This window comes from Streptococcus sp. 2741, assembly GCF_013276315.1.
Lineage (GTDB): Bacteria > Bacillota > Bacilli > Lactobacillales > Streptococcaceae > Streptococcus > Streptococcus pseudopneumoniae.
In genome coordinates this window covers 20,896-38,353 of the sequence record NZ_VMKU01000005.1, presented here as the reverse complement: position 1 = coordinate 38,353, position 17,458 = coordinate 20,896, and the positions used below count along the sequence as shown (strand labels likewise).

Annotated in this window: 14 protein-coding genes, 1 tRNA gene, 1 pseudogene and 1 riboswitch; of the genes and pseudogenes, 3 read left to right on the top strand and 13 right to left on the bottom strand. The window is 38.9% G+C overall.

All coding sequences use genetic code 11. The annotated features are described in order from the left end of the window. Positions 1-3 precede the first annotated feature (3 nt). From dapA to HT671_RS00715, 4 genes are all read right to left on the bottom strand, one after another. Positions 4-939, bottom strand: coding sequence for a 4-hydroxy-tetrahydrodipicolinate synthase (gene dapA, locus HT671_RS00730; protein WP_000121643.1), 936 nt, complete (start codon positions 937-939; stop codon positions 4-6). Between the two features lie 55 nt (positions 940-994). Beyond that, positions 995-2,071: an aspartate-semialdehyde dehydrogenase gene (locus HT671_RS00725; protein ID WP_000542464.1), complete on the bottom strand. Its 1,077-nt coding sequence runs from the start codon at positions 2,069-2,071 to the stop codon at positions 995-997. Positions 2,072-2,413: 342 nt separating this feature from the next. Beyond that, positions 2,414-2,486: transfer RNA gene (locus HT671_RS00720), tRNA-Thr, on the bottom strand. Between the two features lie 100 nt (positions 2,487-2,586). Then, positions 2,587-3,096 (bottom strand): QueT transporter family protein, encoded by a 510-nt coding sequence (locus tag HT671_RS00715; RefSeq protein ID WP_000737071.1) that lies wholly within the window; start codon positions 3,094-3,096, stop codon positions 2,587-2,589. Continuing rightward, positions 3,094-3,190, bottom strand: a riboswitch (PreQ1 riboswitch). It overlaps the preceding gene by 3 nt. 28 nt (positions 3,191-3,218) lie before the next feature. Here HT671_RS00715 and HT671_RS00710 point away from each other — a divergent pair. Next, positions 3,219-3,650 carry a GtrA family protein gene (locus tag HT671_RS00710; RefSeq protein ID WP_000743002.1) on the top strand — a complete coding sequence of 144 codons (432 nt, stop codon included), beginning with the start codon at positions 3,219-3,221 and terminating at the stop codon, positions 3,648-3,650. An 81-nt stretch (positions 3,651-3,731) separates the two neighbouring features. Next, the gene (mscL, locus tag HT671_RS00705) at positions 3,732-4,109 is read left to right on the top strand and encodes a large conductance mechanosensitive channel protein MscL (protein ID WP_000916792.1); all 378 of its coding nucleotides are present in this window, start codon (positions 3,732-3,734) and stop codon (positions 4,107-4,109) included. A gap of 40 nt (positions 4,110-4,149) precedes the next feature. On the opposite strand, the gene hemH is transcribed toward mscL, so the two are convergent. Then, positions 4,150-5,244 (bottom strand): ferrochelatase, encoded by a 1,095-nt coding sequence (gene hemH, locus HT671_RS00700; RefSeq protein ID WP_050222852.1) that lies wholly within the window; start codon positions 5,242-5,244, stop codon positions 4,150-4,152. Positions 5,245-5,397: 153 nt separating this feature from the next. On the opposite strand from hemH, the gene pepT reads away from it, so the two are divergent. Beyond that, positions 5,398-6,621, top strand: coding sequence for a peptidase T (gene pepT, locus HT671_RS00695; RefSeq protein ID WP_000222060.1), 1,224 nt, complete (start codon positions 5,398-5,400; stop codon positions 6,619-6,621). A gap of 35 nt (positions 6,622-6,656) precedes the next feature. On the opposite strand, the gene HT671_RS11465 is transcribed toward pepT, so the two are convergent. The 8 genes and pseudogenes from HT671_RS11465 to HT671_RS00660 all read right to left on the bottom strand — a co-directional run bounded on the left by HT671_RS11465 (position 6,657) and on the right by HT671_RS00660 (position 17,451). After that, complete coding sequence (locus HT671_RS11465; protein WP_007284789.1) at positions 6,657-7,808, bottom strand: hypothetical protein; 1,152 nt, start codon at positions 7,806-7,808, stop codon at positions 6,657-6,659. Between the two features lie 340 nt (positions 7,809-8,148). After that, positions 8,149-9,536: pseudogene (gene phtE / locus HT671_RS11460) on the bottom strand (pneumococcal histidine triad protein PhtE); the annotation flags it as partial. A 318-nt stretch (positions 9,537-9,854) separates the two neighbouring features. Then, the gene (locus HT671_RS00685) at positions 9,855-12,944 is read right to left on the bottom strand and encodes a pneumococcal-type histidine triad protein (protein WP_000700358.1); all 3,090 of its coding nucleotides are present in this window, start codon (positions 12,942-12,944) and stop codon (positions 9,855-9,857) included. A 7-nt stretch (positions 12,945-12,951) separates the two neighbouring features. Beyond that, complete coding sequence (gene adcAII, locus HT671_RS00680; protein WP_000744536.1) at positions 12,952-13,869, bottom strand: zinc-binding lipoprotein AdcAII; 918 nt, start codon at positions 13,867-13,869, stop codon at positions 12,952-12,954. Between the two features lie 142 nt (positions 13,870-14,011). After that, positions 14,012-15,403 (bottom strand): amino acid permease, encoded by a 1,392-nt coding sequence (locus HT671_RS00675; RefSeq protein WP_001020307.1) that lies wholly within the window; start codon positions 15,401-15,403, stop codon positions 14,012-14,014. Positions 15,404-15,527: 124 nt separating this feature from the next. Further along, positions 15,528-16,085 (bottom strand): thiol-disulfide oxidoreductase-associated lipoprotein SdbB, encoded by a 558-nt coding sequence (gene sdbB / locus HT671_RS00670; RefSeq protein ID WP_000757366.1) that lies wholly within the window; start codon positions 16,083-16,085, stop codon positions 15,528-15,530. 11 nt (positions 16,086-16,096) lie between these two features. Continuing rightward, positions 16,097-16,804, bottom strand: coding sequence for a thiol-disulfide oxidoreductase-associated membrane protein CcdA2 (gene ccdA2, locus HT671_RS00665; RefSeq protein ID WP_138703423.1), 708 nt, complete (start codon positions 16,802-16,804; stop codon positions 16,097-16,099). Between the two features lie 230 nt (positions 16,805-17,034). Then, positions 17,035-17,451, bottom strand: coding sequence for a transmembrane domain-containing protein (locus HT671_RS00660; protein WP_025170644.1), 417 nt, complete (start codon positions 17,449-17,451; stop codon positions 17,035-17,037). Positions 17,452-17,458: the final 7 nt, after the last annotated feature.

Here is a 17,458-nt window from a genome sequence, read left to right as displayed (position 1 = left end):
TTATTAGTAATCTGGTCTTAAGACACCTGTTACAGTTGCCTTAGTCGCTTCGTAGTCGCCATCTACAACAACCTTGATAATGCGTTTGGCATCTTCTTCTGGTGCTGGAACAAGAGGTAGACGAGTTGGTCCAGCTGCAAATCCCATATAGTTAAGAACTGCCTTGACAGGAGCAGGACTTGGATAAGAGAAGAGGGCATTGACCTTAGGAATGAATTTACGTTGAATAGCTGCGGCTTTCTTCATATCGCTTTTTGCAATGGCAGTAAACATTTCGTGCATCTCATCCCCATTTGTATGAGAGGCAACAGAAATAACCCCATCCGCACCAAGGTTCATGGCATGGAAAGCATCTCCATCCTCACCTGTATAAATCAAGAACTCTTCTGGCTTGTGCTCAATCAAGTAAGCCATATTGGCCAAGCTGGTACATTCTTTGACACCAATAATATTTGGATGGTCAGCTAAGCGAAGCATGGTTTCTGGAGTCAATTCGACAACTACACGCCCTGGAATGTTATAGATAATAATTGGTAGGTCAGAAGCATCTGCAATGGCTTTAAAATGCTGATACATTCCTTCTTGAGAAGGTTTGTTGTAGTAAGGCACAATAGCAAGTCCAGCAGCAAAACCGCCGAATTCCGCGACTTCTTTGACAAACTCGATAGAGTCACGCGTATCATTGGTACCAACACCCGCAATCAAAGGAACGCGTCCATTGACAATCTTTTGTACAGCCGCAAACAACTCCAACTCTTCATCGTGAGTCAAGGTTGGACTCTCAGCAGTGGTCCCTGCGAGAAGAATTCCATCCGTATGATGAGCCAACAAATGCTCAATCAAGGCTGGAATAGCATCAAAGTTGATGGAACCATCCTGATGGAAGGGGGTAATAAAGGCTGTGATGATTTTACACTCTTTTAAATCTTGATAAGACATGAAAACACCTCTCTATTTCAAAGAAGGAGTTCATCTGAACTCCTAAACGATATGACTATTTTAATTCAAATTTCAATTCAGCTGTTGGACGAACCAAGCCACGTTCATGAAGAGTTTCAGCAATCTGAACTGAGTTCCAAGCAGCACCTTTGAGCAGGTTGTCTGAAACAACCCACATGTGGATTCCTTTTTCAGCATCCAAGTCTTTACGGATACGACCAACAAAGGTATCACGCGAACCAACTGCATTGATAGCTTGAGGATAAATTTGATGAGCTACATCATCTTCAAGAACAGCACCCGGGAAGGCTGCGATAGCTGCTTTGACTTCTTCGATTGGAGCCACTTCTTTTGTTTCGATATAAACAGACTCAGAGTGAGCTGATAAGACTGGAATACGAACACATGTTGCTGAAACGGCAATACTATCATCTTCCATGATTTTCTTAGTTTCCTTAGTCATCTTCATCTCTTCATAAGTGTAATCATTGTCAGTGAAGACATCAATTTGTGGAAGAGCATTGAAGGCGATAGGATAATGTTTCTTGTCACCACCTGAAGGCAAGATTTCGGCATGCAAATCACGTGGGGTTACACCATCATTCAAGACTTCACGAAGTTCACGTTGTGTCTCAAGAATTGCTCCCATACCAGCACCTGAAACTGCTTGGTAAGTTGAAACAATGATACGGTCCAAGCCCCATTTTTGGCGAACTGGCTCAAGAGCCACCATCATTTGAATTGTTGAACAGTTAGGGCAGGCAATGATCCCATTGTGGGCATCAAGTGCGTGAGCATTGACCTCTGGAACAACCAAAGGAACGTCTGGATTTTGACGGAAGTAAGATGTATTATCTACTACTACCGCTCCAGCTTTCACTGCGTATGGTGCATACTTAGCTGATGTAGAACCACCTGCTGAAAAGAGAGCAATATCAACTCCTTCAAAAGCTGTTTCAGTCGTTTCTTCAATCGTAATATCTTGATCTTTAAATTTCAAAGTCTTGCCTGCTGAACGTGCAGAAGCAAGTAAACGAATTTTATCGATTGGAAGTGTTGATTCTTCCAACATTTTTATCATCTGAGCACCGACAGCACCTGTCGCGCCGACTACAGCAACTGTATATCCCATAAATAACCTCTTTCGGAATTTTCTAAAAATTTCTATAATAGAAGTATTATACTACTTTTTCCATGAATTGCAAAGCTTTTTCATCATTTTTTGGAAAATAAAAATCCCCAGTCGTTAGACTAGGGACTAAGAGGCATCTTCATGTGATGAGCAGGTTCACACAACTCATCAAGGTCCGCTCCTGCGTTATGACCTCCTTATGCTCAATAGTAGTCCGAAGACTACCTATCGACTCATCGCATATTCTATATTACTAGAGATACTTGATTTTGTCAATAAGAAATTTTTTCGATCGAGTATAACAAAAAACTCTCGTATTCAAGAGTTTCCCTATACATATCATGCTAATTGCCGGGATTGAACCGGCGACCTCATCCTTACCATGGATGCGCTCTGCCAACTGAGCTAAATCAGCTTACTTAAGTAAGTATACTATAATCAGAAAAACTTGTCAAGTTTTCTTAGAAATTTTCCATAAGAAAAAGCCAGGTAAAGGCTACCTAGCTTGTCTTCTTCTATTTGCTTAAATCGATTCGACGACCAATTTTACCAATGATAATCGCTCCAATAATCAATGAGGCAAATTCACCAATTCCTGTTGTAAACCAAGTAAGGAAAAATGGTAATTCTGCTACAATATTTAACTCTGCAGCGATGGTAAACATGGAAATTGAAAAGAGGATTGAAAAGAAGAAATGATCTTTTCGAATCAATCCGTTAAAGAGGTAATCCTTGCTATATTTTGCAAAAAGCCAAACACCTAAACTGAGGAATACCAAGGTTGATCCGCCACCAACAAAGACATCTAGTAGTCCGAAGCTAAAGAAATTAGCAATCATACAACCGATAGTAACTCCGATGATGTACTTGGGATTGTAAAAAGCCATAAAGTTCATCATTTCTGAAATACGAAACTGATAAGCACCATAGCTGATGGCATTTAGGGGCGGTGTGACAGTCAAAACGACATAAATAGCAGCAACGATTGCAATATCTGCAACATCACGAATAGTTAATTTTTTCATTTTTTCTCCTTTGGCGGTTATCCGCGTGTAATATGCTTGGTGAAAGAAGCTAAGCACCAAGGGTTGCTTTATTCAACCTTACTAGTATAGCACAATAGCCTGCTTTATGCTATACTTAAAGCATGAAAAAACCTATTCAAAAATTTTTTAACAATGAAATCTTAGCCTATCTCTTTTTTGGCCTTGCAACAACTCTAGTTTCGATTCTCTCGCGATTGGTCATTTATCAACTAACTCATCAGGAACTTCTTGCTACGGCCTTGGCAAATATATTTGGTATCCTATTTGCCTTTATCACAAATGATAGGCTTGTATTTAAGCAAGCAAGGAAGAATCGGCTTATCCGTTTAGTGAAATTTTTTCTTGCCCGCCTTTCTACTTTTCTGTTAGACTTGTTTTTAACTTTTCTCTTTGTAACTCAATTCCCTCATATCATAGGGCAATTTGTAAACGAAAATCCTGATAAGGTAAATGCAATTGAAACAATAATTGCACAAATACTCATTATTATCATCAATTATATCTTGAGCAAGATCTATATTTTTAGAAAATAATGCTCCATTTATGAGCCTTTTAATTGCCTTCTATAATGATTTAGGATACAATGAAACACGAAACATTGAAAGGAAAACAGTATGTTAAAAAATCTAAAATCGTTCTTGCTTCGAGGAAATGTTATTGACCTTGCTGTCGGTGTTGTCATTGCCTCTGCTTTTGGTGCTATCGTTACTTCACTTGTAAACGACATTATCACTCCTCTTATTTTAAATCCCGCTTTGAAAGCTGCTAAAGTCGAACGTATCGCTCAACTTTCTTGGCATGGAGTCGGCTATGGTAACTTTTTAAGTGCTATTATCAATTTTATCTTTGTGGGTACCGCCCTCTTCTTTATTATCAAGGGTATTGAAAAAGCACAGAAACTGACTGGTATAAAGGAAGAAAAAACTGACGAAAAAAAACCAACCGAATTGGAAGTCCTTCAAGAAATCAAAGCCCTTCTTGAGAAAAAATAATCGATTAAAAGGATCTAGCACAAAGCTAAATCCTTTTTCTTTACTCTTTGGGCAACTTGCCTGCTTTTTCTAGCATCTTCTTGATAAGATAAGGCATCTTAACATTCTCCCGCCCTTTTTTCTCAATCAGTTTTTTCACAAATTCCGGCATTTGTAAATCTTGAGATTCAGCCAAAATGTTTTTCGTCTCGTCTGAAGGAACTAACTCATCAAAGGTCTCTTCTTCTGGGAGAAATTCCTTAAACTCTTGATGTTCATTGGCTCTAACTGTATTGACCAAGGCATCAATCAAGCGAGAATCTGTATTTGGCATTGGTGGACGATGGTAGTTTACCCCAAATTCCTGACACAAGTCATAACATTCCACATCATTATCAAACAAGACTTCAATGTGCTCACTGATAAAGCTGATTGGAACAAAAATATAATGGTCTGGATGTTCTGTCTGTTCTCTGAGATACTCCAAAACATCTGGCTTAATCCATGGAATCCCAATATCACTCTCACTTTGCCAGGTATTTGTATATTGATCGGAACTCAAACCTAGTTTTTCAGCAACTAACTTGCTATTTTCGAAAATTTGATCGATATAAGGATCTCCAAAATCCAAGGCAAAAATGGGCACACTATGGGCTGAAAAGATGACTTTAAAGCTATCCTGCTTTACTTCTTCTTTTAAAATTTTAGCAATTTCATCTGCCCAATAGTTTAAAAGTGCTTCTTCCTGATACCAGTCCTTAATGACCAAAAATTGAATTTGTTTGCTTTCTAAAAATTTTTCATAGCCCATGACAGAGTAGAAAGAATAATGAGGCTCCAAAATCAAACAAATACACTGTTCAATTCCGTCTGCTTCCATTTGACCGATCACATCTGGAATAAAGGGACTGGAAAACTTATTAGCAAAGTAGACACTGTATTCATTCCCCAGCCTAGCTTCTACCAAGGCAACCTCTTGACGGGTAATTTTTTGCAGAGGCGTGCCTCCAATTCGTACATAATTATCATAGAGAGTCTGAATCTCGTGGTCTTGAGGTCTCACTCCACGACGAATATTTGTGAAAAAATCAGCTACACCTTCAAAGGTAATCTCTTCTGGCGAACCGAAGGTCATCATTAAAATTGCTTTTTTCATAATCGCTTCCTTGTGATGTTTTTATCAAGTTTATTTTATCATGAATCCACTGATAAGTAAACGCTAACATAGCAGATTGCCCTAACTTCTGTCTTTTGTTTTTCTCTTCTTTCTATGATACAATGGAAAAAATAAATTCAAAAGGAGTTTTTTATGACTTATCCAAATCTCTTGGACCGCTTCTTAACCTACGTTAAGGTCAACACGCGCTCTGATGAACACTCTACTACTACTCCAAGTACACAGAGTCAGGTTGACTTCGCAACAAATGTCTTAATTCCTGAAATGAAACGTGTTGGACTGCAAAATGTTTACTATCTACCGAATGGTTTTGCTATTGGAACCTTGCCAGCCAATGATCCATCTTTAACACGTAAGATTGGCTTCATCTCCCACATGGATACTGCTGATTTTAATGCTGAAGGAGTCAATCCACAGGTAATTGAAAACTACGATGGTGGTGTGATTGAACTTGGAAATTCTGGTTTTAAACTGGATCCAGCCGACTTCAAGAGTCTTGAGAAATATCCAGGCCAAACGCTCATTACAACTGATGGAACAACCTTGCTAGGTGCTGATGACAAGTCTGGTATTGCTGAGATTATGACAGCTATTGAATATCTGACTGCTCATCCTGAAATCAAACACTGTGAGATTCGTGTTGGTTTTGGTCCAGATGAGGAAATCGGTGTTGGTGCTAATAAATTTGATGCAGAAGATTTTGATGTGGATTTTGCCTACACTGTTGATGGTGGTCCACTAGGTGAACTTCAGTACGAGACTTTCTCAGCCGCTGGTGCTGAATTGCATTTCCAAGGCCGTAATGTCCACCCTGGTACTGCCAAAGGGCAGATGGTCAATGCCCTTCAGCTAGCAATTGATTTTCATAATCAACTTCCAGAAAATGACCGACCTGAGTTAACTGAAGGTTACCAAGGTTTTTACCATCTAATGGATGTGACAGGTAGTGTTGAGGAGGCGCGTGCAAGCTACATCATTCGTGATTTTGAAAAAGATGCCTTTGAAGCGCGTAAAGCATCCATGCAATCTATCGCTGATAAGATGAATCAAGAACTTGGGAGCAACCGTGTCACTCTCAACTTGACAGACCAGTACTACAATATGAAAGAAGTCATTGAAAAAGATATGACTCCAATTACCGTTGCTAAAGCCGTTATGGAAGATCTAGGTATCACGCCTATTATCGAACCAATCCGGGGTGGAACAGACGGCTCTAAGATTTCCTTTATGGGAATCCCAACTCCGAATATCTTTGCAGGTGGCGAAAATATGCACGGACGTTTTGAATACGTTAGCCTTCAGACTATGGAACGTGCAGTTGATACCATCATTGGCATCGTAGCTTATAAAGGCTAAAAAGACGAGGTGGCTCAGCTACTTCGCCTTTCTGTTTATTCTACTGCTTTTTCTTGATTACCAGTGCTTGTTGTAGATTCAGTTGATCCCTTTTCTGAAGTTAATTCAGCAGGTTTAGAATCTCTTGTGTTGCTTGCTTTGTTTTCGTCGCTAGCAGTTTCGCTGTTAGATTCTGTAGTTGCGTTTGGTTGGTTCTCAGCACTGGTGTTATCACCATTTGCTTCAGCATTTCTTGCTGGACTTGTTTCTTCACTTGCGCTAGCTTTTGACTGGATTTGGTGATTCAAAACTAGAATAGCTTTTGTCAATTCAAGTAAAGCTGCTTTGTCTTTACTCTTAGCAGAAAGTTGATCTAGTAATGCATCCACTTTATCAAAGTCCTCATCAGAACCATTATTACTTTCTAAATAAGAGTGAAGCGACATGAGAATATCGTAGAGTTTTTGATAGAGTACAAGTGTCTGAGAATCTTGCTCAGCATTTTCCTTTTCTTGTTGAAGGGCGCTAGCGATACGAGTCAAAACATCTTTTACCTGACTGTTTACTTCATCCAAGTCTGCATCAGCCTTGTTTGTGGCAGCTTTTAGATTTTCTACTTCTTCTGCCAAGGATTGTCTGATTCCTTCTTCATGGATTTGTTCCAAGAGTTGATTTGCCTTGTTCAAAAGACTTTCTACTTCTTCCTTGCTGACATGATTGACATATTCTTCTTTTTTAAGATCAGGATAAAGATCTTTCAAAAATTCATAAATCGCTTGCTTAGCAGATTGGTTATCAACTTTTTCTTTATCTAAAACTGTTTCATTTACTTTTGCAGTAGCTGGCTGATTTTTCAAAGCCTCTTCTACTTCTTGTTTTGTTTGGTAAATGCTTGGGAACAGTTTATTCAAGTCCACAGCCTTACGGAAGGATTGAGATTGATATAAAGTAAAAGTCAAATTAGCTACTTTATTACGAAGCTCATCACTTAAACGACCATCGTTTACATGCTCATAGAAGTACTTGATGTATTCCACTGTTGTATCACCAGTACGGTCATTAAAGTCTTGAAGAGCTTGAAGTTGTGATTCAACCGCTGCTAAAGCAGCCTCATCTTTAGCCAACTTAGCTTCCTGGAGTCGAACGAGAAGGTCTTTCTTAGGAAGTCCATAAGTATCTGTATCTAGCGTATTGATTTTATCAATCAAGGCCTGATATTTCTTATCTAAAGCACTTGTTTCAACAGGTTTGACACTTTCATCAATATGGATATATTGCTTATCAAAGAGGTCAAGTGTTTTTAGATAACCTGCTGTAGAGTTAGTTAGTTGCTAGTTTCTTCATATTTTCAGTAAACTGACCTAAAACTAACTCAATCTGTCTTTGTTTGATTGGATCGTCTTTATAGACGTTTCGACTTTCAGCAAGAAGTTGATCTACTTTTGCTAAAACTGTTTTCTCATCAAAGGCCCCAGGCTGATAGTTGGATTTCAGGGCTGGAATTTTGTTTTTCAAGGCTACTTCATAGCCCTTAGTTTGAACCTTGATGTAGTGATTGTGGTCTCCATGACTCATGACAAAACCTGATTCATCTTCAGCGATAATACGATTAGCATCAAATCCGTATCCATCTTCTTCATGTTTCTCATGTGAAGTTCCTGGATTGATTGGAAGAGATGGAGAAGGTGTTGCTAGACTATTGTTTGGAAGAGTCGGTTGCCCAATTTGATTTGATTTTGGAATGTAATGGAAATGATCACCATGTCTTACAATATAAGCTATAGCCGTTTCTTCAATGATATCTTTTGGATTAAAAATATAACCATCAGATACTGAAGAGAGCTCCTTACTTGTCGTTAAAGAAGAAGGATTGCTTGAAAGACTGCCTAGACTAGACACTACTTCATTTGTAGAAACTGTAGAACCAGTTCCACTGATAGACACCATTCTGGCAATCTTTTCTTCTAAGGCAGAAAGCTTGCTGTAAGGAATAAAGTGGTAATGGTCGCCATGCGGAATCGCAACTCCATTTGGTGTAAGACTGATAATCTTAGCAGGGTCAAAGACCAAGCCATCTGATTCACTGTAACGTTGGGCGCTAGGTGAATCATAGAGTTCCTTCAAAAGACTCTGGAGATTTTCAGATTTATTTGCTGGCTTGCTAGTTGATCCTTTTGCTACAGATTGCGTGTTATTGTCACTAGCTGTTGAAGAATAGCTTAACTGACTCGGTTCATATTTTTTCCAGCCAGATGTGCTTTAGCTGCTGCTAATTCACTAGCAGATAAATCGCTTTTGGGAATGTAGTGATAGTGACCTCCATGAGGAACGATATAAGCATTACCCGTATCTTCGATAATATCAGCTGGATTAAAGACATAGCCATCATTTGTCGTATATCGTCCCTGAGACCTTGCTACAGCAACATTAGAGTTAACCTTCTCATTATCTTTGACATGTTCTTGTTTTTGACGATTGATTTCATCTTTGGTTCGAACATTATCAGCATGAGCTACATCTTTCAGGTAGACATAATATTTTCCATCGACCTTGATGATACAACCACCCTTGACTTCATTGACAATATCAGCGTCTTTAAGTTGGTAGTTTGGATCCTTCATCAAGAGTTCTTCACTAAAGAGGTCATCATAAGGAACTTTCCCATTATAGTAATGATAGTGGTCACCGTGTGACGTTACATAGCCCTGACCTGTAATTTTGATTACAATTTGCTCAGCCTGAATTCCTTCTTTCTGGCTAACCTGGTCTGGTGTCAAGTTTTCACTTTTCTGACTTGACTGGCTGCCATCCACATAAGAGACACGATTATTGTCCTTATTTTCCTGCGAACGATGCTGGTTTTGTCCATAGGCACATAGACTCAAGGATACGATAACAGCTGATCCAGCTGCTATATATTTTTTACTGAATTTCATAAATCCCTCATTTCAATAAATGATGAAACTTTTTCTTAACTTCTTTTTTCTCGGTTAAACAATTTTTCTAAACCGCTTATTTAACCATTTAATTAACCAGTAAATAGTTTACTATTTAAAATTATAGAGAAATGAAATAAGAATAGGACAAATTGATCAGGACAGTCAAATCAATTTCTAACAATATTTTAGAAGTCAAGGTGTACTATTCTAGATTCAATCTATTATACTTCTGTCAAGTTTCTGTTACTTTCTTCTAAAAAGAGAAGCAACACGAAAGGTTACTTCTCCATAAAATATGCTTCATTCTTTTTACTACTATATAGGAGTCGGTTGACTCTCTTTTAACAAAGCCAAGAGCCTATCTAATTCTGCTGAAATAGTGTTACTGTCTTTCGTTCCGAAAAGAAGACTGCTGTTTAGACCAGACAATGTCTCCATAGCATTTTGGCGAGTACGAGAATCTGTTACTTTTTCTAGCAAGGTCTCCGCCTCTGCTATCTTAACGTCAATAACAGAACGCTCTACTTGTGGAACTTCATCCTCATCTGTAGTATCTTCAGCTTCTTCCTCTGTCTCTTCCGCATCAGTGCTTGGTCTATAAAGATTATCTGCTGAAGGATTTAAACCAGCGTGATTCTCTTTTTCATCAGATTCAGAATGAGTTGGCTCACTTACTTCATCATGTTCCTTATCTTCATCAGGTTTACCGTTTTGGTCTGCCTTATTTTTACGAACATGGTCGCTAGCATTACCCCAACCATTATCTGAATGAGGACGTTGGTCAGGATGTTCAACGTAGTATTTCACTGTCGCAAATAAATCTTCTAAGGTATAGCCTTCAGGAGCTGAGTAAAGTCCTTCATCAAACCATGCAAACTTAAGGTTATGATAGTGATCAAAGTGAGGAATTATAAAGTGACCATTTTGTACAGCTACAGTATACTGTAAATGATTCGGTATTTTTTCTAATGGTACCTTTTTCTCAGCTTTTACGCGGTTATAGATAGCTTCTGTCCCTGTTGCCTCTGGTTTTGCTTCTGTTGCTTCAGTAGAATTTGGAGCTTGTAAGCCTTTTTCTTTAGCATAAGCCTGAGCTGCTGCTCTTTCAGCTTCAGATAAGCTGTCTTTTTTAATCCAGTGGCTATGGTTCAAGTGTGGAGTGACGTAGGCATTTCCTTCATCACTTTCAATATCATGCTCATCAAAGATATAGCCATCCTCTGTTGTATATTTACCTGCTAATTTCGCTAATTTAATTTCATCGTCTGTATAGGCAATTTGAGCATTTGGTTTGCCAAGTCGCTCTGGATGGGTAATTGGTGCTAGGAATGCCAATAAATCATCTACCAATTTTACTTTATTAGAAGATTCATCATTCAAGCGCTCTGCTAATTTGTCTAAAGTTTGGAAATCAGAAACGCGACCTTTATTTTCAGACAAGGCTTTATGAGCCTGGGTTAACAGATTGTAGGCTTTATCATAAAATTCTTGGTCACGAGAAGCGACATTTTCTTTTTTAGCAACTAGAGCATGTGTCTCTTGAGTTTTCTTAGACAAGAGATTTTCAATAGCATCAATCTTATCCTTAGCCAAGTCTTTAGCAAAAACATAGTGACTGACACCAGCAATTTCCACAACATATCCTTCCCCAACTTTTCTAACAACCTGTTCTACTGTAAAATCAGTTTGTTTTTTCTCAGTTGATGGTTGAGCTTGCGGTTTTGGTGCTGGTTTCAAATAATTCATTCCCGGCAAGACTGCACCATTTTGTCCCTTAATAGCTATCATACGAGCCAATTTTTCTTCCAAAGGTGACATTTGTGAATAAGGGATAAAGTGATAATGGTCTCCGTGCGGTACAGCAACACCATTAGCTGTACGATTTGTTATTTGTGCCGGGTCAAATACTAGTCCATCCGATTCTACATGGCGTTCTGATAAGGGTTTAGCATACAATTCACGTAAAAGGCTTGGAATGTCTTCCCCTTGATTTTGATGATAAGTTGGAGTGACAGTCAAATTGTGGTTCTCTGACAAGCTTGGTTGAGCTGGATTTGCATTATGACTAGAACTTGAAGAAGGACGAGACCCCTGCTTCCCATTCCAATAGGCTTGGGCTGCAGCCAATTCTCCTGCAGACAAATCACTCTTAGGAATATAGTGAAAATGATTTCCATGCGGTACAACAAAAGCGTCACCTGTATCTTCAATCACATCTGTTGGACTAAAGACATACCCATCATCCGTTGTATAGGCTCCTCCAGTTGCTCTATTCGGTGCCTGCGTATTGAGATTAAAGTTTGCTTTAATGGCTGAACTTGGTTTCGCAGGACTGCTTGGTTTCGTATTATCAGAATGCTTTTGAACTGGCTGACCTCCAATTGGTAGATTTCGAGCCAATTTTTCTTCCAAGGCAGACATTTGCGAATAAGGAATGAAATGGAAATGATCTCCGTGAGGTACTGCCACACCATTTGCAGTACGTTTTGTAATCTGTGCTGGGTCAAATACTAATCCATCAGACTCCACATGACGTTGGCTAAGTGGCAAAGCGTACAATTCTTGAAGGAGACTAGCTAAATCCTCATTTTGACTCTCAGGAGTTGTTGTAAGATTTTGAGGAGTTTCAGATGGACTCGTTCTCACACTAGATCTTGTTTCTCCCCTGCTAGAACGATATTCAACCGTACTTAATTGACCGCCTTTTCCAGATAAGAAGGCTTGGGCAGCAGCTAATTCACTGGCAGACAAATCACTCTTAGGAATATAGTGGAAGTGATTGCCATGAGGAACAATATAGGCATCGCCTGTATCTTCAATGATATCAGAGGCATTAAAGATATAACCATCATCCGTTGTATAACGTCCTTGGGCTCTGGCTGCAACTACCGCCTGATTGTTTGAACCGCCACCGTGATTACTACTATGTTCCTGCTTCTGACGTTTAATCTCTTCTTTTGTCCGAATATTATCCGCATGGGCCGCATCTTTAAGGTAAACATAGTATTTACCGTTTACCTTAATGACATAACCACCCTTGATTTCATTGACAATGTCTGAATCCTTCAACTGATAATTCGAATCTTTCATGAGGAGCTCTTCACTGATGATGGCATCATAAGGAACCTTGCCATTATAGTAATGATAATGGTCTCCATGAGAAGTCACATAACCTTGATCCGTAATCTTGATAACAATTTGTTCAGCATTGATTCCCTCTCTCTTACTGACTTCATCTGGTGTTAAGTTCTCTGCCTTTTGACCAGCCTGATTACCATCTATATAAGCAACTCGATTAGACTCTTTCTTAGCCTGACCAGCTTGGTAACGACCAAGTTCATAGGAACAAACACTTAGGGCAAGAACTGCCACTGAACCTGCTAGATATTTTTTATTGATTTTCATTTTTTCCTCACTTTAATTCTTCTGCTAGAACACTTATATTTTCTTCAAGATTTTCTAAATAGGTCTTGTCATTTTGTGGGTCTGCCTCTAAAGGATTCAGAGTTTTAAGACCTACACCTGTTGATTTGACAAGAGTTTCAGCTACTTTTGAAGAAGCGTTACTTTCTGTAAAAATCGTTTTAACCTTATAGGTTTTAACAAATTCCTGAATTTCTGTTAGTTGTCTTGGACTTGGTTCTTGTTCCGGAGAGATACCTGCAATACCAAGTTGATTGAGTCCAAATCGCTTAGCTAAATAAGAAAAGGCTGTATGTTGTGTTACAAATGTTTTCTGAGTCGCTTTTTCAAATTTAGGCTGGAATTTCTTAGTCAATTCTTGAGCTTTTTTGATAAAGGCTTGCGCATTTTTTTGGTAAGTTTCTTTATGCTCACTATCCGCCTCCGAAAGCTTATCAGCGATAATCTGAGCTTCTTCGCCAGCTTTTTCAGGATCTAGCCAAGTGTGAGGGTCATAGAGCGTTTTTTCATCAACTCCATCCCCTGCTTCTACATCTTCTAGCCCTGGGACGCGGTCTAAAGTCATTCCCTCTGAAGCCTCTAAAACCTTCACTTTGGATTTTTTTAGATTGGGATCTAAACTTCCTGCCCAAGATTCGAGCGTATGTGAATGGTAAACAAAGACATCTGCATCATAGATGGCTGCGATATCATTTGCCGAAGGTTCAAAGGAGTGAATCCCACTACTTGACTGAATCATCCGAACATCATTCAAGTCACCAGATACTTCCTTAACCATAGCATAGATAGGATAAAAACTGGTCACAATTTTCATCCCCTTTCCTGTCTGACTTTCCTTTTGACTACAGGCTCCTAGCAATAAAAGAAAGACACTTAACAAGACTAAAAATAAATTTTGTTTCTTCATGAACAACTCCTTAACTGTTTAATTAACTAGTAAACATTCTACTCCTAAAAACTTAATCTGTCAAGATATTTTTAGAAAAAATTTGAAATTTCTTTCACATATAAAAATCTGCTGAGTTTCAACAACTCAACAGACTTTTACTTTATTCTTCTATGGTAGAATGCTTATAGCCATAAGTGAAGTAAATAATACTTCCTACTAACAAGGCAACTAGGAAAGCAATCCAAGTTTCCATATTATACTGTAACATAAAGGATAAACAAATGATGATTGATAAAATCGGTAACAGGGGTACCAAGGGTGTTTTAAATTCCCCAGCTTTTGGCATCCCTTTTTCTTTCCGTAAGCGAATCAGGCCGTAAGCCAGCATGATTAAGTAGGCCAAGGTACAAATGTTTAAGAAGGCTGCAATACTAGCTAGCGGGAAGATTCCTGCTGCTACTGCTGAAGCTAGACCTGTTAAAATAGTAGCATTCTTTGGTACCTTGCTAGTCTTCGTTAGTTCTTTAAAGGCGGCAGGCATTAAGCCATCGCGCGCTAAACTGTAAATCATACGCGATAGGGCATAGGTCATCGAGATACAAACTGTAATCAAGGTCAAGATAGCCACTAATGACACATAGTTGGCTGCCCAACTGATCCCAACGCTACGAAGGGCAAAGGCAACGGCATCATTGACATTTAAATGACTATAGTGAACCACACCAGTCAAAACAAGCGTCACCAAGGCATAGAGAATGGTTACGATAGAAAGCGATAAGACAATCCCTCTAGGAATATTTTTTTGAGGAGTCTTGACCTCATCTACAGCCATAGAGATGGATTCAAATCCCAAAAAACCGAAGAACATCAAGGAGGCACCAGCCATAATACCAGTACTAGCACCATAGATTTGTCCAAAACCATAAGGAGCAAAATTACTCCAATTATCAAGTTTGATATGCCAAATTCCTACTAAAACAAAGAGAGCTAAAGCCGAGAATTTCAAAATAACTAGAATAGAATTAAAGCGTAAGGCTGCTTTAGCATTGAGTAAAACAAGCGAGGTCACCAAGACCAAGACAAGAATAGGCAATAAATCAACAAATGTCCCTGCTTGAGGATTAAAGGTACCATTTAAAGGCTGAGGAAGGGCTATCCCGTATTGAGAGAGCAAGCCTTTAAAATAAGCTGCCCAACCCGAAGCTACGCCTGATATGGCTGTCATGAACTCCATCATGGTTAACCAACCAGCCAACCAGGCTGGGAATTCTCCTAAAATAGCATAGAGATAACTGTAGGCACCACCTGTAGCAGGTACTCGTGAAGCAAATTCTGCAAAAAAGAGGGCTGATAATCCCACACACAAGGCAGAAATGACGATTGAAATCACTAGGGCTGGACCAGCAAGTGTGGCAGCTGCAGTACCTGTAATTGTAAAGATGCCTGTCCCTACCATGGCTCCGATACCCAGCAAAATCAAATCCCATAACTTCAAATGCCTGTGCATCTCCGTTTTATCCAAACTTACATTCTTTGTTCTAAATATATTCATATTTCTTCTCCAAATAAAATGATGATTCTATTTTACCATAAATATAGGAGATTTGTGACTATTTATAAAATATTTTTCTAAAAAAAAAATCTGACTACATCTTGTAATCAGATTTTTATCGATTCTAGTTCATTTCTTTAAATGCTGCTTCTGCATCCGCATTACTGATAGCACCAAATTGAATCTTTCCAATCTTTCCTTGACTATCAATTAGGTATTCTGTAGGAATGCTTCGAATTTGATAAGCTTGGAAGGTTGTTGCTTTAGTATCATAAAGAACTGGGATATCTTTATATCCTTGTTCTTGGAACCATTGTGGGAATTGATTAACAGTTTTTTCACCTTGAATTCCTGGTGCAATGACAGTAAGAATTTCAAAATCGCGATCTGGTTTTGCAGCTAATTCCATCAACTCAGGCATACTTTTCTTACATGGACCACACCAGGAAGCCCAAAACTTCAAGTAAACCTTTTTACCCTTAAAATCAGATAACTTGACTTCTTTACCATCCATGGATTGCAAGGTGAAGTCTGGAGCATCTTTCCCAACAGCAATTTGCTGTACAGGCGTTTCTTGTTTTGGCTGTTGTGGGGCTTGAGTTTTTTTAGTTTCTTCCTCACCACAGGCTATCAATACAACTAATGACAAGAGACTTAAGCCAGCAAACATTACTTTTTTCATCATTTTCTCCTTTATTCAAAAATTCCAGCTAGAACATTTACTTGTCCTAGTATTAACAAAATTCCCATTAAAATAATGAGCAAACCACCAATTTTCTTCATTAGCATCATATGACGTTTGATTTTACTAAAATAAGGCATGACTAGACCTGAAGCTAGAGCCAAGACCAAGAAAGGAAGAGCCATCCCCAGAGTGTAAATAAGAGTATAGATAGCACCTTGCCAAGCTCCATTTCCTCCAGAAGCCGCAAGCGCTAAAACAGAACTTAAAACTGGACCAATACAAGGCGTCCAACCAAAGCTAAAGGTAATACCGAGTAAAAAGGCTGACCAATAACGATTGGCTTCTGATTTCTTAAAAGTAAAGCTTTTTTGAACCTCTAATTTCTTAAAATGAAAAATTTCCATCTGGTGAAGTCCCAAAATGATAATAATTGTTCCCATAACATATCGAAACCAATTTGCATAGAGAATATGACCAAAGTAACCAGCACCAAAGCCTAGAATAAAGAAAATGAGTGAAATACCTGCGATAAAGCAAAGTGTTCGAATCAAGCCTGACCAGAGAACCTTTCTCCCAAATAAAGAAAAGCTTTTTGCGCTTTCCTGATCATCCAATAAAATCCCAGCATAGACTGGCAGAAGAGGAAAAATACAGGGAGAAAAGAAGGACAAGACCCCTGCTAAAAAAACGGAAATTGAAAATACTATCGTTTCCAATAAAGAACCAACTTTCTTAAGATTTCTAATCCTATTTTACTATATTCAATTTCATTTGTATGCTTTCTGCTACGCAAAATCGTATCGGGCACTACTGGACCAATCTTTTCTTTTGCTAGTCAAGGCGGATCTTATCCCCCAAAATAGCCAAAAAGCAACGACAAGGGTTACTCGTCGCTGCTTTTGTGAACGAAAATGTCTTTTAGATCTGACATTTCATAAATCAAGTTTTACTTGAGTTTGGCAAGGATTACTTTAAGCTCCTCTACTAGTTTAGCTTCTGTCTCTGCTGAGCCATTTTCCTCTTTCACGAAATCAAGGGTTTCTTGGAGAAGGTTTTGGGCTTTAGCAAGGACTTTTTTATCTACTTTTTCTGCATCTAGCTGTCCAAGAACTTTTGTCAATTCCGTGCTTAATTGCTGGATTTCTGACTCTTTCTTACGGCGAACCAACCAGAAGGCAATCACACCTAGAAGGGCGAGTAGACCGACTACAATCACTCCTGCTGGAACTGAGTTTGTTTCAGTCATCTTATCTGAATCCTTACTATCTTCCGTTCCTTGTTTGGCATCTTTCTTGTCCTGTGCAGGCTTGCTGTCGCTAGCATTTGCTTTCACATCTTTGAGAGAGTCCAAGGCAGCCTTCACAGACTCT

Bases quoted from the DNA above. Each gene is read 5' to 3' on its own strand.
- mscL (WP_000916792.1), top strand. From the start codon at position 3,732: ATGTTAAAAAATCTAAAATCGTTCTTGCTTCGAGGAAATGTTATTGAC.
- HT671_RS00715 (WP_000737071.1), bottom strand. From the start codon at position 3,096: ATGAAAAAATTAACTATTCGTGATGTTGCAGATATTGCAATCGTTGCT.
- HT671_RS00710 (WP_000743002.1), top strand. From the start codon at position 3,219: ATGAAAAAACCTATTCAAAAATTTTTTAACAATGAAATCTTAGCCTAT.
- HT671_RS00675 (WP_001020307.1), bottom strand. From the start codon at position 15,403: ATGAATATATTTAGAACAAAGAATGTAAGTTTGGATAAAACGGAGATG.
- hemH (WP_050222852.1), bottom strand. From the start codon at position 5,244: ATGAAAAAAGCAATTTTAATGATGACCTTCGGTTCGCCAGAAGAGATT.
- sdbB (WP_000757366.1), bottom strand. From the start codon at position 16,085: ATGAAAAAAGTAATGTTTGCTGGCTTAAGTCTCTTGTCATTAGTTGTA.
- dapA (WP_000121643.1), bottom strand. From the start codon at position 939: ATGTCTTATCAAGATTTAAAAGAGTGTAAAATCATCACAGCCTTTATT.
- pepT (WP_000222060.1), top strand. From the start codon at position 5,398: ATGACTTATCCAAATCTCTTGGACCGCTTCTTAACCTACGTTAAGGTC.
- HT671_RS00725 (WP_000542464.1), bottom strand. From the start codon at position 2,071: ATGGGATATACAGTTGCTGTAGTCGGCGCGACAGGTGCTGTCGGTGCT.
- HT671_RS00685 (WP_000700358.1), bottom strand. From the start codon at position 12,944: ATGAAAATCAATAAAAAATATCTAGCAGGTTCAGTGGCAGTTCTTGCC.
- adcAII (WP_000744536.1), bottom strand. From the start codon at position 13,869: ATGAAGAAACAAAATTTATTTTTAGTCTTGTTAAGTGTCTTTCTTTTA.